The sequence below is a fragment of the Streptosporangium sp. NPDC023963 genome (assembly GCF_040639135.1).
Classification (GTDB): domain Bacteria; phylum Actinomycetota; class Actinomycetes; order Streptosporangiales; family Streptosporangiaceae; genus Streptosporangium.
Map to the genome: position 1 here is coordinate 56,491 of NZ_JBEZZK010000013.1, position 15,285 is coordinate 71,775.

A 15,285-nucleotide genomic window follows, 5' to 3' on the forward strand; every position below is an offset into this window, starting at 1 on the left:
CCCCGGCGCCGTGCCCCGCCGACGCACGCCGCACGGACCGGGCAGGACGAACGGGTGGTGGCCGTTTCACCGTGCACGAGTTCACCGCGCACGAGTTCGAGCGCCCGGCCGGGGGATCGTTCCTATCGCTGCGACGGGTCCAGAGCGGCCCGGGCCCGGGCCGACCGGATGGCCGAGGAGAGGCCGTCGAGATCGAAGGCGCCGTGGTGGCGCCGCCCGTTGATGAAGAACGTCGGCGTGCCGGACACGCCGCTGACGTCGGCGGAGTCGACGTCGGCGGCGATCCGGGCGGCGACCGCGGGGTCGTGGAGGTCGGCGCGGAAGCGCTCGACGTCGAGGCCGAGGTCGCGGGCGTGGCCGATGAGGTCGGAGGGACGCAGGCGGTCCTGGTGAGCGAGCAGGCGGTCGTGCATCTGCCAGAACGCTCCCTGCGCGGCGGCGGCCTCGGCGGCCTGCGCGGCGAGCTGGGCGAAGGGGTGGACGTCGGTGAGCGGCAGGTGCCTCCAGACGTAGCGGACGTCGCCGAGATCGGCCAGGATGCGGCGCACGACCGGTTCGGCCTGGCCGCAGTAGGGGCACTCGAAGTCGCCGTACTCGACGACGGTCACCGGCGCGTCGGCGGGGCCGCGAAGGTGGTCGCGGCCGGGGTCGACGGGAGCGTCCAGGTCGACGATGGTCTCGGCGGTGCCCAGCAGGGCGCGGACGCGCAGCCGTACCGGGAGCATCGCGGTCGCGCGGGAGACGGCCCAGGTGACGACGGGCGCGCACACCGCCGCGGCGAGGATGCCGAACTTGGCCTCCTGGAGCTGAGGGCCGTCGAAGGCGAGGGTGGCGATCAGCAGGGAGACGGTGAAGCCGATACCGGCGATCGCGCCGCCGGCCGTCACGGCGGCCCAGCCGACCGGCGGGCGGACGCGGCCGCGGCCGAGCAGGGTGACCAGCCAGGAGGAGACGATGATCCCGACGGGCTTGCCGACCGTGTAGGCCAGCAGGATGCCCAGGGTGATCGGGGAGACGAGGGCTCGCGCCAGGAAGTCGCCGCTGAGGGTTATCCCGGCGTTCGCCAGGGCGAACAGGGGGACGACGACATAGCTCGTCCAGGGGTGGTAGAGCTGTTGCAGTCGTTCGTTGGGCGAGATCGCCGAGGTGAGGCCTCCCTGGGCCGAGCGGGCCAGTTCGGGGGTCGGCTGCTCGCGAAAGAGGCGGAACAGGTCGGTGGCGCGTTCCAGGTCGCCGCGGGAGGCCGGGGAGGCGTAGGTCAGCAGTCCCATCGCCAGGCCGATGATGACCGGTTCGACGCCGGAGCGCAGCAACGCCACCCATGCCGCGGCGCCCAGCAGGGCGTAGACGAACCCGTGGCGTACGCCGGTGGCGCGCACGGCCAGGATCACCGCGAAGACGGCCGCCGCGGCCAGCAGCGGCACCGGCGTGACGTGCTCGCTGTAGAAGATCGCGATGACCGCGAGGGCGAGCAGGTCGTCGACGACGGTGACGGTGAGCAGGTAGGTGCGCAGCCGGGAGGGCAGGCGGGATCCGAACAGGGCGAGCATGCCGAGGGCGAACGCGGTGTCGGTGGACATGGCGGCGCCCCAGCCGTGGACGGCAGGGGTGCCCGCGTTGAGACCGAGGTAGATCGCGACGGGGACGATCATGCCGCCGGCGCCGGCGGCGAGGGGCAGGGCGAGCCGTCTGCGGTCGCGCAGCTCCCCCATGTCGAACTCCCGGCGCGCTTCGAGCCCCACGACGAAGAAGAAGAACGTCATCAGGCCGGTGTTGACCCACTGGCGCAGGTCCTGGGAGACGCCCGAGTCCCCGAGGGTGACGGCCAGCGGGATGCGCCAGAACCGCTCGTAGGCGAGGGGGGCGACGTTGGCCCAGGCCAGGGCGGTCAGCGTCGCGGCGAGAAGGATGACGGCACTGCCGGTCTCGGTGCGCAGGAAGTCGCGCAGCGGGGTGGTGGAGGTCTGCGCCCACACGGTCCGCGCGGGCGGCGGGGTGCCCTCCTGGCGGGGGGCCGTCATCGTCCGGCTCTCGTCGGGCGCATTGTGGTCTCCCCCCGTGCCTGGCGGTCTCGCGTCGCGCGGACCGGTGGATCACGTGTCGCCCGGCCGGTTCGTGCCGTCCGTGGCCTGTGGGCGGGGGGTGGCGCTCTCGCGCCGGCGTTCTCGTGTTCGGGTGCCGCGCCGCCCTGCCCGTGCCGTGAGCGTCGCCGACATCACCGCCGACGTCACCGCCGAGGTGGCCCCCAGGGTACCCAAGGGTCCGCCCCGGCGGTTCTCGCCGGGGCGGACCGAGCCGGACCGAGCCGGGAGTCGAGCGGAAGCGGGAGTCGAGCGGAAGCGGGAGCCGAGCGGGCCGGGTGGGCGCGGTGGGCGCTTCGGCCGGCGCCCGCCCGGGACGGAGGCGGGGGTAGGGGATCAGGGCGAGAGATCAGGGCGGGAGATCAGGGCGGGGGTGATGACCTGAGTTTCCTGACGAAGCGGGCGGCGGCGCGGTGGCTCATGCCGGTCTCGCCACGAACCAGGAAGACGGCCTGGTCGAACTGGTCGGAGGCCTTGAGTTCCAGGAGCCGTTCGACGAGTTCGGGGCCGATTCCCCCGCCGACCAGGGCGTTTCTGGGGCGTTGTGCCGCCCGTACCGCGAAGACGATCAGGGCGATGACCGCCGCCAGGACGACCGCCGTCAGGAGGAGGATGACGATCGGGTTCGACATGGGCTGAGCGTACCGCCGCGAAGCCGCCGAACGGGGGATGTTATCACCACATTCGGTACAGATGCGGTGATCTCCTGCAGGCCATGCTCGATCGGGTTTTTCCGCCTCCGGGACGGCCGAGCCGGTCGCTCAGGCCGGATAGGTCGCTCAGGCCGGGCAGGTCGCTCAGGCCGCCCCGCGCAGCAGGAGCATGGCGTAGGCGGCGATCGAGTTGCTGTCGGTGATGGCACCGTTCCGGATCATCCGCTCGAACTCGGCTCGCGACACCCAGTCCTGGCGCATGTCCTGTTCGGTGTGCTCGCGCTCGTGGGCGCCGGCGGTCAGGCCGGTGGCGAGGAAGATGTCGAAGTTCTGGCCCGTCGTGCCGTGCGCGTTGTCCAGGCGTCCCAGGTGGGTCATCGAGGTGGCTCGCAGGCCGGTCTCCTGGGTCAGCTCGGCATGGGCGGTGAACAGGGGTGAGGGGCTGTCCTTCACCCCGCCCTGGGGGAAGTTCCAGGTGCGGCGCCCCACCGGGTAGCGGTACTCCTCCACCAGGTGGAACCCGTCGTTCTCCATGGGCATGACGATGGCGAAGTCCGGCACGTCCACGACGCCGTAGATGCCGTGGGAGCCGTCGGGGCGCTCGATGCGGTCCTCGCGCACGCTGATCCACGGGTTGGTGTAGACGACCATGGAGCCGAGGGTGCGGATCGTCGGTCCGGATACGTCGGTCATGCGCGGAGCCTACTGAGCGGGCCGGGGCCGGGCGGGGTGAACGGCTGGACGGCGGTCACCGCGGTGACCGGCAGCGGCCCGTAGATGTGCGGGAACGCCTCGGGCGAGTCACCGGGCACCTCCTCCATGCGGACGTCGAGCCCGGCGGGGTCGACGCTCAGCAGCACCAGGGGGTCGGTGACGTCGCGGTAGAAGCGCTCCACGACGCCGCGCAGCTGCTCGTGGTCGGCGCAGGCGTGGATGAAGCCGACGTCGTCGAGGGTGCGGCCGATCGTGGAGACGCGGTACTCCCCCGCCCGCCGGGCGGCGTCCCAGTCGGAGGCCAGGGCGAGATGCAGAATGGTCATCGGATGACATGCTGCCCTGCCCGCGCCCGTTGTTCAACCGGGGACGTCCTGGGCGGCCCCACCCGGATCCGCGTCACCGGAGACGAGGTGTCTCCGGTGACCGCGGATCGTGATCGGCGTTCAGGGGGTGCCGAACCAGCCGGTGAGCGCTTCGCGCAGCGCGTGCGCGGCGGTGTCGGCGGGTTCGTCGACGGTCGCGGCCCAGGCGATGTGGGCGTCCGGGCGGATCAGCAGGGCGTCTGCCGGCCGCTGATCGGTTTTGGCGGTGTGGATGTCGACCCGGTGGCGCCAGGCCTCGGCGGCTCGGCACAGGTCGGGACGGTCGGCGAGGACGAGGAGGATGGGCCGTGCGGGGCGCATGAGTTCGGCGACGCCGGTGATGCCCTGGTCGGTGTGCAGGGTGAGGTCGGGGGCGAAGGTGCCGGCCAGCGGGTGGTGGCCGGGGCCGGGCATCGGGTAGCGGATGTCGCTGCCGGCGACCAGCGCGCCCATCCGGCGCAACGGCTGCTCGTCGGCGAGCAACTCCTGGAACACCTCCCGCAGCGCTTCGGCGGCCGCGTCGTGCCCGCGCCGCAGGGCCACCTGCGCGCGGGTGTGCACCATGGTGCGGGCGCCGGCGAGGTGGCGCTCGCCGTGGTAGGTGTCCAGCAGGCCGGCCGGCGCCCAGCCGTGCAGGTCGGCGGCCAGCTTCCAGGCCAGGTTGACCGCGTCCAGCATGCCCGCGTTGAGCGCCACCCCGGTGGCGGGGAACAGATGCGCCGCGTCACCGGCCAGCAGGATCCGGCCGTGGCGGTAGCGGTCGGCCTGGCGGGCCTTGAAGGTGAACCGCGACAACCGGAGCGCCTCTCCCACCGGCAGCCGCACGCCGAGCACCCGGCGGATGCTGTCCTGGAGCTCGGACACGGTCATCGGGGCGTCGTCGTCGTACTCGGCGCTCTCGTCCTCGATGGTGTAGAGCGAGACGGCCTGGGAGCCGGGCGATGCTCCGATGCCGAAGAGGCCGTGGTCGGTCCGGGTGAAACCCGGCCGGATCGTGCCGAAGCCGGGGACGTCGAGGCCGCCGTCGCCGAGCACGGTCACCGCGTCGGGCAGGGTGACCTGGGCCAGCCGGTTGACCTCCGGATAGGTGGTGCCGGGGAAGCCGATGCCCGCCCGGTCACGGACCCGGCTGCGTGCTCCGTCGCATCCCACGAGGTAGCGGGCGATCACCTGGTACGGCCCGTCGGGGCCGCGCACGTCCACGGTCACCGCGGCGTCGTCCTGGCTCACCCCGGTCACCTCATGGCCGCGGCGCAGGTCGACACCGACTTCGCCGGCGCGTTCCTCGAGCAGCCGCTCGAGCGGCTGCTGCGGCAGCGGCAGGGCGTGCAGCGGGGGGTCGGCCAGCCGGGTGAAGTCCAGATGCACGCCGCCGAACGGGAACCTGGGCGCCGGGACAGGGCCGGTGCAGGCCGCCTCGAAGCGTTCCAGCAGGCCTCGGTAGCGCAGCAGCTCAAGGATCTGCCCGCCCAGGCCCCCGGCCTTGGGGGTGTCCCGGCGGTGGGGCTGACGCTCCAGCACCAGCGGTCGCACCCCGGCCAGGCACAGTTCGGCGGCCAGCATGAGACCGGCCGGGCCGGCGCCCACGATGACCACATCGGCGTCCGTCATCGGCCGCTCCTCTCGCGGGCTCTCGTCGCGTCCAGGCTTGTCCACCTCGTGATACCGGCCCGGCGTGGTCGGGGTGGGATCGTCATGCCTCATGTCGAGGGTCTTCCAATCGTGTCGTTCGATCCCAGGCGTCCGCCTCGGATCATGAGTGAAGGTACAGCGGGTTTCGGGCACGCCGGCCACGGAGGCCCGTACGAGGAACCGTCGGGTGACGGCGTGAGAGTCGCCGTCGCCGTCACGGTCGGCGAGGAGGCGCCGGCGAGCGACGGGCGGGCTCGCCGTGGTCACACGGTCACGTACGGCGGCGTCACCCTGCCCGCCTTGAGCTCCAGGTGGGAGCCGGTGAAGGCGGCCCGCATGCGCCGGTCGTGGGTGACGATGACGAGCGCACCCTCGTAACCGGCCAGAGCGTTCTCCACGTCGTCGATCAGGTCCGGGGACAGATGGTTGGTGGGTTCGTCCAGGAGCAGCAGGTCGGCCGGTTCGCTGACCATGCGGGCGAGTTCGAGCCTGCGGCGCAGGCCGGGAGACAGAGCCTTGACCGGCGAGGCGAGATGGGCGGCGCGGAACAGTCCGAGCGCGAGCAGCGCATCGGCGTGCTCGGCCGGATCTCCCGGTCGCCCCGCCGCGAACGCCTCCAGGACCGTGCCCCCGCCGTGCACCAGGCCGTCCTGCTGACGCAGATGGCCCACCCGGGGCACCCGGCGGACCGTGCCGGTGTCGGGGGTGAGTTCCCCGGTCAGGACGCGCAGGAGCGTGGTCTTGCCCGCTCCGTTGGGGCCGGTGACCAGCAGCCGTGCTCCCGGTTGGATGCGCAGCGACTCGACGTACAGGCGCTCGCCGACCCGCACCTCCGTCAACTCCACGAGGGGGCCGTCAACGCCGGCGCCGGCGGCGCTGACGTGCGCGGTGAACCGCAGAGGCGCCGGAGGCGGCGGAACCCGGTCCAGGTGGAGACGTCGCAGCCGTTCACGGGCGCCGCGGACCCTGCTCATCGCCCCGTGCGCCCGCGATCTGGCGCGGAACGCGCCCGCCCCGCTGAAGGCGGCCGGCGCCTTGCGCGGGATGGCGGCCAGCCGTTTCGCGTGGGAGTCGGCCAGCCCTTCCTGGCGGGTCACCTCGACGCGCCACTCCTGGTGCTCTCGCGCCCGGCGCGCCCTGGCCGCCGCCTTGGCCTGCAGGAATCCGGTGTAGCCGTTGCCGTAACGGTGCACGGTGCGCAGATCGTCGTCCACCTCCACGATGGTGGAGGTGACCCGCTCCAGGAAAAGCCGGTCGTGGGTGACCGCGATCAGGGTTCCCCGGTGATCTCGCAGGTGGTCCTCCAGCCAGGCGACGGCCTGGTCGTCGAGATCATTGGTGGGTTCGTCGAGGAGCAGCACCTCGGGAGCCGCGGCCAGGGTCGCGGCCAGCGCGAGCCGGGACCGCTGCCCGCCCGACAGACGGCCCAGCGGGCGGTCGCGGTCCAGTCCGGGCAGGCCGAGCGCGTTCAGCATGATCTCGACCCGGGTGTCGGCCCGGTATCCCTCGCGGGCCTCGAACCGGGCGACCAGGTCGCCGTAGCGGGTCAGTTCGGCGGGCGTGGCATCCCCCAGGCCGAGCTCGGCCTGCCGGATCCGAAGCTCCAGGTCGCGCAGGTCGGCCAGGGCGAGATCGATGGCGTCGCCGACGAGGGCGGTTCCGGGCAGATCCAGGGTCTGGGCCAGGTAGCCGACGCCACCGGGCGCCGCGACGGTGACAGAGCCGTTGTCGGGCCTGCTCCGTCCGGCGAGCAGGCGCAGCAGGGTCGACTTCCCGGAGCCGTTGTCACCGATCACACCGACCTTTTCGCCGGGCCTGACCGTGAGCGAGACCTCGTTGAGCACGATCTTGTCGTCATACCGCTTGGTGACGCCGGACAGGGCGAGCTGGGTGTCGGATGAGGGATGACCGATGCGCATATAAGCGTTCTCCTGAGGTTGGCATGACCGCGTGGACGGTCGCCGCCGGAGCCGGCGGCTCGGCGGTTCCGGTGCCGGAAAGGCCGGCGTTGACGCCGGTCCGCCGGTCAACCGGCGGTTTCGGGGGCGGGTACGGCGTGTTCGGCGGCGCGGCTGACCTGCTCCCAGGCGGCCCAGGTCTCCATCCGCCGCCGGGAGATGTCGAAGGCCAGGTCGTAGACCATGCTGCCGAGCAGCAGCCGCAGCGGCGGGTCCTCACTGTCGACCAGCTTCAGCAGCGCCTCGGCGGCCAGACGCGGCTCGCTGTCGATCGAGCCCTCGGCCCACTGCTTTTCCAGCTCGGCGCGCAGTGGGCCGTACTCCGCAGAAGGTGACGTCGTCGTCATGCTGGTGTACAGGTCGGTCCAGTAGCCGCCGGGCTGGACGATGCTGAGCTTGACGCCGAACGGCGCGGCCTCCATCGCCAGTGCCTCGCTCATGCCCTCCAGCGCGAACTTGCTCGCGCTGTACATCCCGGTGCTCGGGAAGCCGCCCAGGGCGGCGATGCTGGAGACCTGCACGATGTGGCCGGATGCCTGGGCACGCAGGTGCGGCAGGACGGCCTGGCAGACCCACATCGCCCCGAAGAGGTTGACCTCCAGCTGGGCGCGTGCCTCGGCCTCGGTGAACTCCTCGACCATGCCCGAGGACATGGTCCCGGCGTTGTTCACCACGATGTCGAGCCGGCCGAAGTGCTCGACGGCGGTGTTCACCGCGGTGAACACCGCGCCGCGGTCGGTCACGTCCAGGGGAAGGGCAAGGAGCCGATCTCCGTACCGGTCGTCGAAGTCCTGTCGCGTGATGGTGCGGGCGGCGGCGGCCACCCGATCGCCGCGCTCCAGCGCGGCGAGGGTGAAAGCACGTCCCAGGCCGCGACCGGCTCCCGTGATGAACCAGATGCGGGAGGAGACGGTGTCCGGGGTGCGCATATGCGGAGCTCCGATCGGTTGCGCGTGTTTTAACGAGACGATCCGTATCGTCTTGAACCGTGACGGTACCGGTTCCCCTTCACCGAGTCAATACGTATCGTCTCGCCTAATTCATGTGGCAGGTTCACGGCGTGACGACACAGCGCAAGCCCCTATCGACCACGACCCGCCGGAACGAGGCCACCCGGCGTGCGGTCAGGCTCGGGCCGGCGTGACGGCGGCCGGAGCGTGTGCGGGTTCGAAGAGTTCGACGAGGTTGCCGGCGGGGTCGGTGAGCAGGATCTGGCGTCCGCCGGGGCCGGCGACCACGTCGCCGTGGAAGGACAGGCCGGCGTCGCGGAGCCGGTCGGTCTCGGCGTCGAGGTCGTCGACGACGAGGTGGATGCGGTTGCGGCCGGCGGGTGTGCCCGGGGGTGTGGCGCGGGCGCCGGAACTGGCGGGTCCGGACAGCAGGAGCCGCAGCGGTCCGCGTACCACGTCGGCGAAGGCGGGCGCGGCGTCCAGGCGCAGGGTGAAGCCGAGGTGGGCGGTGTAGAAGTCGACGGCCGCGGTCACGTCGTCGACGAGGTAGCGGACGGCGGCGAGCTGGTCGGGTGTGGTCATGGCGGGGCCTCTCGGGGTGTGAGGACGGGGAGCAGGTGGCGGACACGAGTGTCGATCTCCGCCACGATGCGAGCGAAGGCGGGATATCCGGCCTGCTCGGCGGCGGGGTCGGGGATGCTCCAGTGGATGCGCCGGGAGCGGTCGCCGAAGTCGGGGCAGACCTCGCGGACCTTGTCGCACAGGCTGACGACGTGGTCGAAGTGGCGCCCGGCCAGGGTGTCCAGGTGCCGGGGGCGCCGGTCCCCGAGGTCGATGCCGTGGCCCTCGCGCAGGGCCCGGACGGCGTCGGGGTGCAGGCTCGGCCGGGGGTGGCTGCCCGCGCTGGCGACCTCGAGGTGGCCGCCGCCACGGTGGCGCAGCAGGGCTTCGGCGATCGGCGAGCGGGCGCTGTTGCCGGTGCAGACGAACAGGACGGCGGGCGGGCGGGCGGGCACAGGGAGTGACCGGGGTGACCGGGGTGGCCGGAGCGGGGCCGGGGTGAGGCCCGGCGCGGGGTGCAGCGCAGGGTCCAGCGCGGGGTGCAGCGCGAGGCCGGTGGCGGCCAGGGCGTGGGCGCAGCGGTCCAGGTCCAGGTGGTAGTAGCCGTCGCGGGCGTCGGCGCTGCTGCGCCGCGTGGTGACCAGGCCGCCGTCGCGCAGCAGCCGCAGGTGGTAGGAGACCAGGTTCTGCGGGTGATCCACCAGGTCCACCAGCTCGCGCACCCGGTAGTCGCTCGTGGCCAGCTCGGTCAGCAGCCGCCATCGCAGCGGATGGCCGGCCAGCCGCACGAAGGCCGGGGCGGGTTGAGCCTGGGTCACCATCTCGTGATAATACATCAAACACATTTGATGCATTCGGCTCGGCGGGGACGGTCGGCCCGCTCGCGGGCCGTCGCCCGGGCCTGGATGCGGGCCTTCGCGCCGGGTGATCCGCACGACCACGGGAAAGAGCGACAGTGACAGACGAACAGGCCGCCGGCGGTCCGGCCGGCGGGTCCGAGGACGGCAAGGTGTCCTGGCGTACGGTGCGGGAGGTGGCGCTGCTGTTTCTCAAGCTCGGCGCCATCGCCTTCGGCGGCCCGGCCGCGCACACCGCGATGATGCGTGACGAGCTGGTACGCCGCCGCGGCTGGGTCAGCGACGAGCGGTTCGTCGACCTGATGGGCGCCACCAACCTCATCCCCGGCCCCAACTCCACCGAGCTGGCCATCCACCTGGGCTTCGACCGCGCCCGCTGGCGCGGCCTGCTGGCCGCCGGCCTCTGCTTCATCCTCCCGGCCGCGCTGATCGTCACAGGTCTGGCCTGGGCCTACGTCACCTACGGGACGACGCCCGCCGTCGCGGGCATCCTGTACGGCATCGTCCCGGCGGTGATCGCGATCATCGCCCACGCCCTGTTCGGCCTTCTCCGCACGGTGATCAAGAACGTGTGGTTCGCGCTGCTGGCCGTCGCCGCCCTGGCCGCCTACCTGCTCGGGGTCAACGAGCTGCTCGTGCTGGCCGCCGGCGCGATGCTCGCGGCGGCGGCGCAGGGGTTCCGCCGCCACCGGGAGGCCGCGCACGGGATGCTCGCGCTGCCGTTGCTCGGCCTGGGCTCGCCGCTCTTCCCCGATCCCACCGGGGGCCAGCTGGCGCAGCTGTTCCTCACCATGCTGAAGATCGGATCCGTGCTGTACGGCAGCGGCTACGTGCTGCTGGCCTTCCTGCGCGGCGACTTCGTCGAGCGGCTCGGCTGGATCACCGGCCCGCAGCTCGTCGACGCCGTCTCCATCGGCCAGGTCACCCCGGGCCCGGTGTTCACCACCGCCACCTTCATCGGCTATCTCGTCGCCGGCCCCGTCGGAGCGTTCCTGGCCACCGTCGCCATCTTCCTGCCGTCCTTCGTCTTCGTCGGCCTGCTCACCAGGCTCACCGACAGGCTCCGCTCCAGCGCCTGGACCTCCGCCCTGCTCGACGGCCTCAACGTCGCCGCCCTGGCCCTCATGGCCGGCGTCTCCTTCCAGCTCGGCCGGACCGCGATCGTCGATCCCCTCACCGCCGCGATCGCCCTGGCCACCTTGGCGCTGCTGTGGCGGACCAAACTCAACAACGCCTGGTACGTCGCCGCCGGTGCGGCCATCGGCCTGGCCCACACCCTGCTGACCTGAAGGACTCCCCGATGACCGACGCCGGTGAGCGACGCCGCCTGAACGACGCCGGTGAGCGACGCCGGTGAGCGACGCCGCTGAACGACGCCGCGCCCACTCGCCCCCGACCGCCGGCCGGGCGCCGCGGCCCGGGGCGCGTCCTCCCGCGTGGGGGGCGTACCTGCGGCTCGAGGACTTCGGCATCGGGGCGAAGCCGGGTCGCGTGGCCCCTGCCTTGTCCACAGGGGCCCGGGCGGGGGGTGGTTCAGGACCGGGCGCGCCACTCGCGCCGCAGGACGGCGTAGACGAGCTCGCTGGTCCACTCGCCCTTGACGATCTCGTTGTCGACGAAGTGGGCCTCGCGGCGCATGCCGAGTTTCTCCAGCACCCGGGCCGAGGCCTCGTTGCGGGCGTCCAGGCGGCCGACGACGCGGTGCAGGCCAAGGCCGTCGAAGCCGAGTTCCAGCATGACACGGGCGGCCTCGGTGGCGTATCCCCTGCCGTGGTGGCCGGGGTGGAAGACGTAGCCGATCTCGCCGGCGCGCTGTGAGCGGCTGTGCCAGATGAGGAGGACGTCACCGAGCAGCTCGCCGGTGGCGGCCAGCTCCACCGCCAGGGTGAGGGACTGTCCCTCCTCCAGCAGCGCCGTCTCGCCGATCTTTCTTTCCAGCGCCTCGCGGGTCTGCTCGAGGTCGCGCGGCTCCCAGTACAGGTAGCGGGCGACCTGGGGCAGGCTGTGGATGGCGTACAAGCCGTCGAGGTCGGCCGGGGTGTAGGGCCGCAGGATCAGGCGGTCGGTCCGGATGGGGTAGGAAGGCTTCAGCACCGGGCCAGGTTAGGCCGCCCGCCGCGCGGCGGGCGAGCCATTATCGGCGGCCCGGGGCGGGGGTTCAGTGGGCGCCTCCGGCCAGGTTGAGCACCACGACACCGCCGATGATCAGGACGATGCCCGCGACCTTGGCGAAGCTGATCGTCTCGCCGAGGAAGAGCACGCCGATGGCGGCGATGATCGCGGTGCCCGCCCCGGCCCAGACCGCGTAGGCGGTGCCGACCTCCATCTGCAGCTTGAGCGCCTGGGCCAGCAGGACGAACGCGGCGATGTAACCGGCGACGACGAGGACCGTCCAGCCCTTGTGGGCGAACCCGTCGCTCAGCTTGAGGGCGGTGGTCGCCACGATCTCGGCGATGATCGCCCCGGCCAGTACCAACCACGCCATGATTCCCCCACTCCCCCAAAAACGGGCATAAACGTATCATTTTTCGTTGATCGGGGATGGCCGGGCCCCCGGCGGCGAGACCGTCCGGCGCCACGACCTGCCCGGCTTGCGAGCGGTGTCGAAAGCGTGTTCCACTGGGCCGCATGCCATGGGACGCGCCCGCCCTGCTCGACGCGCCGCCCGACGTCAGGCCGCGCATCGAGCGCTCCGCGCTGACCAGGGTCCACGGGGCCCTGACCTGCTACGAGGTGCAGGCGCGCACCGCGCTGGACCGCGTTCCCGAGGGCTGGGCGGTGAGCCCCTACCGGGGGTGCGCCCAGGCCTGCCGTTACTGCTCGGTGCGCCGGGGGCACCGCTACCTGGGACTGAACGCCGAAGGCGACTTCGACTCCCGGATCGTGGTGCGCACCAACATCGTGCGCAGGCTTCGCGCGGAGCTGGGATCGCGCTGGGACGGCGAGCACGTCACCGTGGGGGTGGGGGGCGACTGCTACCAGGACGTCGAGGAGGTCTACCGGCTGATGCCCGGCCTGGTCACCGCGTTGCGCGAGGCCGGGGCGCCGTTCACCGTGTTCACCAAGAGCCGGTTGATCCTGCGTGACGCCGATCTGCTGGCCGCCACCCCGGGGGCCGGGGTGGTGGTCTCGATCGCCTTCGTCGACGACCGGATCCGCCGCAGCGTGGAGCCCGGTGCCCCCAGCGCGCAAAAACGCCTGGAGCTGGTGGCCGAGCTGAACGAGCGGGGGGTGGCGTGCGGGGTGGCGATGGCGCCGATCCTGCCGCTGCTGACCGACTCCCCCGACCAGCTCGCGGCCACGGTGCGCCGCGTCGCCGACGCCGGGGCCGTCAGCCTCGTCCCGCACGTGCTGCGACTGCCTCCCGGTGCCCGTGAGTGGTATCTCGCCTGGCTGGGCGAGCACCATCCGGCCCTGGCGCCTCGCTACGCCGAGCTGTACGGCAGGGGCGCCGACGCCGAGCCCGGCTACGTGCGCGGCCTGACCGGCCAGGTGTCGCGGCTGGCCGCCCGCTACGGGATGGGCCCGACGCGGCCCGAGCAGCCCCTGCCGCTGGCCCTGCCCCGGCAGGCACAGCTCGCTCTCCTCTGAGAACGGCGGTTCTCCAAGAAGGGCCGACAAGCAGCAAATGGGCACCTCCACCGCGCGCGGCGCCTTCACCGAGGAGATCGTGCGCGCCATGGCCGCCGCCGTCGAGCGGCCCGTCATCTTCCCCATCTCCAACCCGACCAGCCGCATCGAGGCGATGCCCGAGGACCTGATCCGCTGGACCGGCGGCCGCGCCCTGGTCGCCACCGGCATCCCGGTCGCCCCCGTCACCCACGACGGCCTCACCCACGTCATCGGCCAGGCCAACAACGCCCTGCTGTATCCGGGGCTGGGACTGGGGGTGATCGTCTCGCGCGCCCGGCGGGTCAGCGACGGCATGCTCCAGGCCGCGGCCGAGGCGGTCGGCTCGATGGCCGACGTCGCCGAGGGCGCTGCCCCCGGCGCCTCGCTGCTGCCGCCGGTCGGCGACCTGCGGGAGGTCTCGGCGACCGTCGCCGTCGCGGTCGCCCGCCAGGCCGCCGCCGAGGGCCTGGCCCGCGTGGACCTGCCCGACCCCGTCCAGCAGGTCCAGGACGCGATGTGGCAGCCGCGCTACCGGCCGGTCAGGGGGACCTGACGGTGGCCGCCCGCCGTCCGCGCCGCGAGAAGGAGGCCGCGCCGGAGATCCTCGACGTGCCGATCGGGCTGCGGGCCTCGGGCACCCGTACCGAGAGCGACTCCACGGGCGAGATCCAGGTTCCGGCCGACCACTACCGGAGCGCGCAGACCCAGCGCTCGCTGATCCACTTCGACATCGGCGAGGACCGGATGCCCAAGGCCGTCCACCACGCCTACGGTGTCGTCTCTCGTCGAGGGCGTCCGGCTCGACACCGCCAGGCTGGAGGACAACGTCGACCGGTCGCTCATGACGGTCACCGCGCTCAGCCCGGCCATCGGCTACGACGAGGCCGCGCGCATCGCCCACCGCGCGCTGCGCGAGGACCTCACCCTCAGGGACGCCGCCCTGAGGTCGGGCGTCGAGGAGGCCCTCTACGACCGGGTCGTCGATCCCGAACGCCTCACCCGGCCCGGCGTGGCCGCCGCCGACTCCGCCGGCGGGACCTGAGGCCACCCCTCAGAAGTGGTCCAGCAGCTCGGGGAACCTGCCCAGTCGCAGCACCCGCTCGTCACCGGGGTCGAGGTCGCTCTGCTCCAGCGCCCAGGTGTGGTCGTTGGGGATGAACACGGCGTTCATCCCCGCCTGCCGGGCCGGAAGGATGTCCGACTTCGGGGAGTTGCCGATCATCCAGGTCGTCGCGGGCGCCAGCGCGTGCTCGCGGGCCAGCCACCGGTAGGTGCCGACGTCCTTCTCCGCCACGATGTGCACGTCGCGGAAGTGGTGGGCCAGCCGCGAGGCCTCCAGCTTGCGCCGCTGCTCGTCCAGGTCGCCCTTGGTGAGCAGCAGCAGCTCGTGGCGCTCGCCCAGGGCCGTGAGCGTCTCGGCGACGCCCTCGACCAGCTCCACCCGGCGCTCGACGAGGGCCAGGGCCAGCTCGTCGATGCGGCGGCGCTCGGCCTCGGTCGCGGGGCGCTCGCTCAGCCGCTCGAAGCACTCGCCGAGGCTGCGCAGGAACATCGTGCTGCCGTAGCCGTGGGTGACGGCGTTGGCCGCCTGGATGTCGTCGAGGACGGCGCGGATCTGGGCCCGCTCCAGGGTCGGATGCGCCAGCCAGTCGAGGAAGTCCTCGACGACCCGCTCGAACAGCACGTTGTTCTCCCACAGCGTGTCGTCGGCGTCGAAAATGAGCACCTGCGCCTGGAGCCTCACACGGTCCTCCCCCGAGAACGTCCTCATCGGCCACGCCCAGCGCGCCCGCCGCCGACCGCCGCCGGCCCGCCGTCGTGTTCGCCGCACACGCTACCGCGCCCGCCCGGCCGGGCGCGGCCCGTTTTTCGCCGCCCTCACCGCCGCCCCGAGATCACACC

The 15,285-nt window shown here is 72.6% G+C and carries 16 protein-coding genes; 4 read left to right on the forward strand and 12 right to left on the reverse strand.

The window, feature by feature from the left end:
* Positions 1 to 122 precede the first annotated feature (122 nt).
* The 9 genes from nhaA to AB0F88_RS31240 form a co-directional block, all read right to left on the reverse strand.
* Positions 123 to 2,021 (reverse strand): Na+/H+ antiporter NhaA, encoded by a 1,899-nt coding sequence (nhaA, locus tag AB0F88_RS31200; RefSeq protein WP_362692089.1) that lies wholly within the window; start codon positions 2,019 to 2,021, stop codon positions 123 to 125.
* Positions 2,022 to 2,443: 422 nt separating this feature from the next.
* Positions 2,444 to 2,713: a hypothetical protein gene (locus tag AB0F88_RS31205; RefSeq protein WP_362692092.1), complete on the reverse strand. Its 270-nt coding sequence runs from the start codon at positions 2,711 to 2,713 to the stop codon at positions 2,444 to 2,446.
* Between the two features lie 165 nt (positions 2,714 to 2,878).
* Complete coding sequence (locus tag AB0F88_RS31210; protein ID WP_362692095.1) at positions 2,879 to 3,427, reverse strand: NUDIX hydrolase; 549 nt, start codon at positions 3,425 to 3,427, stop codon at positions 2,879 to 2,881.
* Positions 3,424 to 3,774, reverse strand: coding sequence for a DUF952 domain-containing protein (locus AB0F88_RS31215; protein ID WP_362692097.1), 351 nt, complete (start codon positions 3,772 to 3,774; stop codon positions 3,424 to 3,426). The genes AB0F88_RS31210 and AB0F88_RS31215 overlap by 4 nt, the downstream gene beginning before the upstream one ends.
* A gap of 120 nt (positions 3,775 to 3,894) precedes the next feature.
* Positions 3,895 to 5,424 (reverse strand): FAD-dependent monooxygenase, encoded by a 1,530-nt coding sequence (locus AB0F88_RS31220; protein ID WP_362692100.1) that lies wholly within the window; start codon positions 5,422 to 5,424, stop codon positions 3,895 to 3,897.
* 284 nt (positions 5,425 to 5,708) lie between these two features.
* Complete coding sequence (gene abc-f / locus AB0F88_RS31225; RefSeq protein WP_362692103.1) at positions 5,709 to 7,364, reverse strand: ribosomal protection-like ABC-F family protein; 1,656 nt, start codon at positions 7,362 to 7,364, stop codon at positions 5,709 to 5,711.
* Between the two features lie 107 nt (positions 7,365 to 7,471).
* Positions 7,472 to 8,332 (reverse strand): SDR family oxidoreductase, encoded by an 861-nt coding sequence (locus AB0F88_RS31230; RefSeq protein WP_362692106.1) that lies wholly within the window; start codon positions 8,330 to 8,332, stop codon positions 7,472 to 7,474.
* 195 nt (positions 8,333 to 8,527) lie between these two features.
* Positions 8,528 to 8,935, reverse strand: a complete 408-nt coding sequence (locus AB0F88_RS31235) for a VOC family protein (protein WP_362692109.1) — start codon at positions 8,933 to 8,935, stop codon at positions 8,528 to 8,530.
* Positions 8,932 to 9,735 carry an ArsR family transcriptional regulator gene (locus AB0F88_RS31240; RefSeq protein ID WP_362692112.1) on the reverse strand — a complete coding sequence of 268 codons (804 nt, stop codon included), beginning with the start codon at positions 9,733 to 9,735 and terminating at the stop codon, positions 8,932 to 8,934. Before AB0F88_RS31240 ends, AB0F88_RS31235 begins: the two co-directional genes overlap by 4 nt.
* 134 nt (positions 9,736 to 9,869) lie before the next feature.
* On the opposite strand from AB0F88_RS31240, the gene chrA reads away from it, so the two are divergent.
* Positions 9,870 to 11,060, forward strand: coding sequence for a chromate efflux transporter (gene chrA, locus AB0F88_RS31245; protein ID WP_362692115.1), 1,191 nt, complete (start codon positions 9,870 to 9,872; stop codon positions 11,058 to 11,060).
* A 244-nt stretch (positions 11,061 to 11,304) separates the two neighbouring features.
* Here the strand turns inward: chrA and AB0F88_RS31250 are convergent, their stop codons facing one another.
* Together AB0F88_RS31250 and AB0F88_RS31255 are read right to left on the reverse strand one after the other, a co-directional pair.
* Positions 11,305 to 11,865 carry a GNAT family N-acetyltransferase gene (locus AB0F88_RS31250; protein WP_362692119.1) on the reverse strand — a complete coding sequence of 187 codons (561 nt, stop codon included), beginning with the start codon at positions 11,863 to 11,865 and terminating at the stop codon, positions 11,305 to 11,307.
* Between the two features lie 64 nt (positions 11,866 to 11,929).
* On the reverse strand, positions 11,930 to 12,256 hold the full coding sequence (locus tag AB0F88_RS31255; protein WP_362692122.1) for a multidrug efflux SMR transporter: 327 nt from the start codon (positions 12,254 to 12,256) through the stop codon (positions 11,930 to 11,932).
* 143 nt (positions 12,257 to 12,399) lie between these two features.
* Between AB0F88_RS31255 and AB0F88_RS31260 the strand changes: the two genes are divergently transcribed.
* The 3 genes from AB0F88_RS31260 to AB0F88_RS31270 all read left to right on the forward strand — a co-directional run bounded on the left by AB0F88_RS31260 (position 12,400) and on the right by AB0F88_RS31270 (position 14,425).
* Positions 12,400 to 13,362 (forward strand): radical SAM protein, encoded by a 963-nt coding sequence (locus AB0F88_RS31260; protein WP_362692125.1) that lies wholly within the window; start codon positions 12,400 to 12,402, stop codon positions 13,360 to 13,362.
* Positions 13,363 to 13,399: 37 nt separating this feature from the next.
* Complete coding sequence (locus tag AB0F88_RS31265) at positions 13,400 to 13,936, forward strand: malic enzyme-like NAD(P)-binding protein (RefSeq protein ID WP_362692128.1); 537 nt, start codon at positions 13,400 to 13,402, stop codon at positions 13,934 to 13,936.
* A gap of 219 nt (positions 13,937 to 14,155) precedes the next feature.
* The gene (locus AB0F88_RS31270; RefSeq protein WP_362692132.1) at positions 14,156 to 14,425 is read left to right on the forward strand and encodes a hypothetical protein; all 270 of its coding nucleotides are present in this window, start codon (positions 14,156 to 14,158) and stop codon (positions 14,423 to 14,425) included.
* Positions 14,426 to 14,434: 9 nt separating this feature from the next.
* On the opposite strand, the gene AB0F88_RS31275 is transcribed toward AB0F88_RS31270, so the two are convergent.
* Entirely contained in the window at positions 14,435 to 15,127 is a 693-nt protein-coding gene (locus AB0F88_RS31275) for an HAD family hydrolase (RefSeq protein ID WP_362692135.1), read from the reverse strand.
* Positions 15,128 to 15,285: the final 158 nt, after the last annotated feature.

Excerpts from the sequence above, each read along its gene's own strand:
- nhaA (WP_362692089.1), bottom strand. The coding sequence starts at position 2,021 with ATGACGGCCCCCCGCCAGGAGGGCACCCCGCCGCCCGCGCGGACCGTG.
- AB0F88_RS31205 (WP_362692092.1), bottom strand. The coding sequence starts at position 2,713 with ATGTCGAACCCGATCGTCATCCTCCTCCTGACGGCGGTCGTCCTGGCG.
- AB0F88_RS31210 (WP_362692095.1), bottom strand. The coding sequence starts at position 3,427 with ATGACCGACGTATCCGGACCGACGATCCGCACCCTCGGCTCCATGGTC.
- AB0F88_RS31215 (WP_362692097.1), bottom strand. The coding sequence starts at position 3,774 with ATGACCATTCTGCATCTCGCCCTGGCCTCCGACTGGGACGCCGCCCGG.
- AB0F88_RS31220 (WP_362692100.1), bottom strand. The coding sequence starts at position 5,424 with ATGACGGACGCCGATGTGGTCATCGTGGGCGCCGGCCCGGCCGGTCTC.
- abc-f (WP_362692103.1), bottom strand. The coding sequence starts at position 7,364 with ATGCGCATCGGTCATCCCTCATCCGACACCCAGCTCGCCCTGTCCGGC.
- AB0F88_RS31230 (WP_362692106.1), bottom strand. The coding sequence starts at position 8,332 with ATGCGCACCCCGGACACCGTCTCCTCCCGCATCTGGTTCATCACGGGA.
- AB0F88_RS31235 (WP_362692109.1), bottom strand. The coding sequence starts at position 8,935 with ATGACCACACCCGACCAGCTCGCCGCCGTCCGCTACCTCGTCGACGAC.
- AB0F88_RS31240 (WP_362692112.1), bottom strand. The coding sequence starts at position 9,735 with ATGGTGACCCAGGCTCAACCCGCCCCGGCCTTCGTGCGGCTGGCCGGC.
- AB0F88_RS31255 (WP_362692122.1), bottom strand. The coding sequence starts at position 12,256 with ATGGCGTGGTTGGTACTGGCCGGGGCGATCATCGCCGAGATCGTGGCG.
- AB0F88_RS31260 (WP_362692125.1), top strand. The coding sequence starts at position 12,400 with ATGCCATGGGACGCGCCCGCCCTGCTCGACGCGCCGCCCGACGTCAGG.
- AB0F88_RS31265 (WP_362692128.1), top strand. The coding sequence starts at position 13,400 with ATGGGCACCTCCACCGCGCGCGGCGCCTTCACCGAGGAGATCGTGCGC.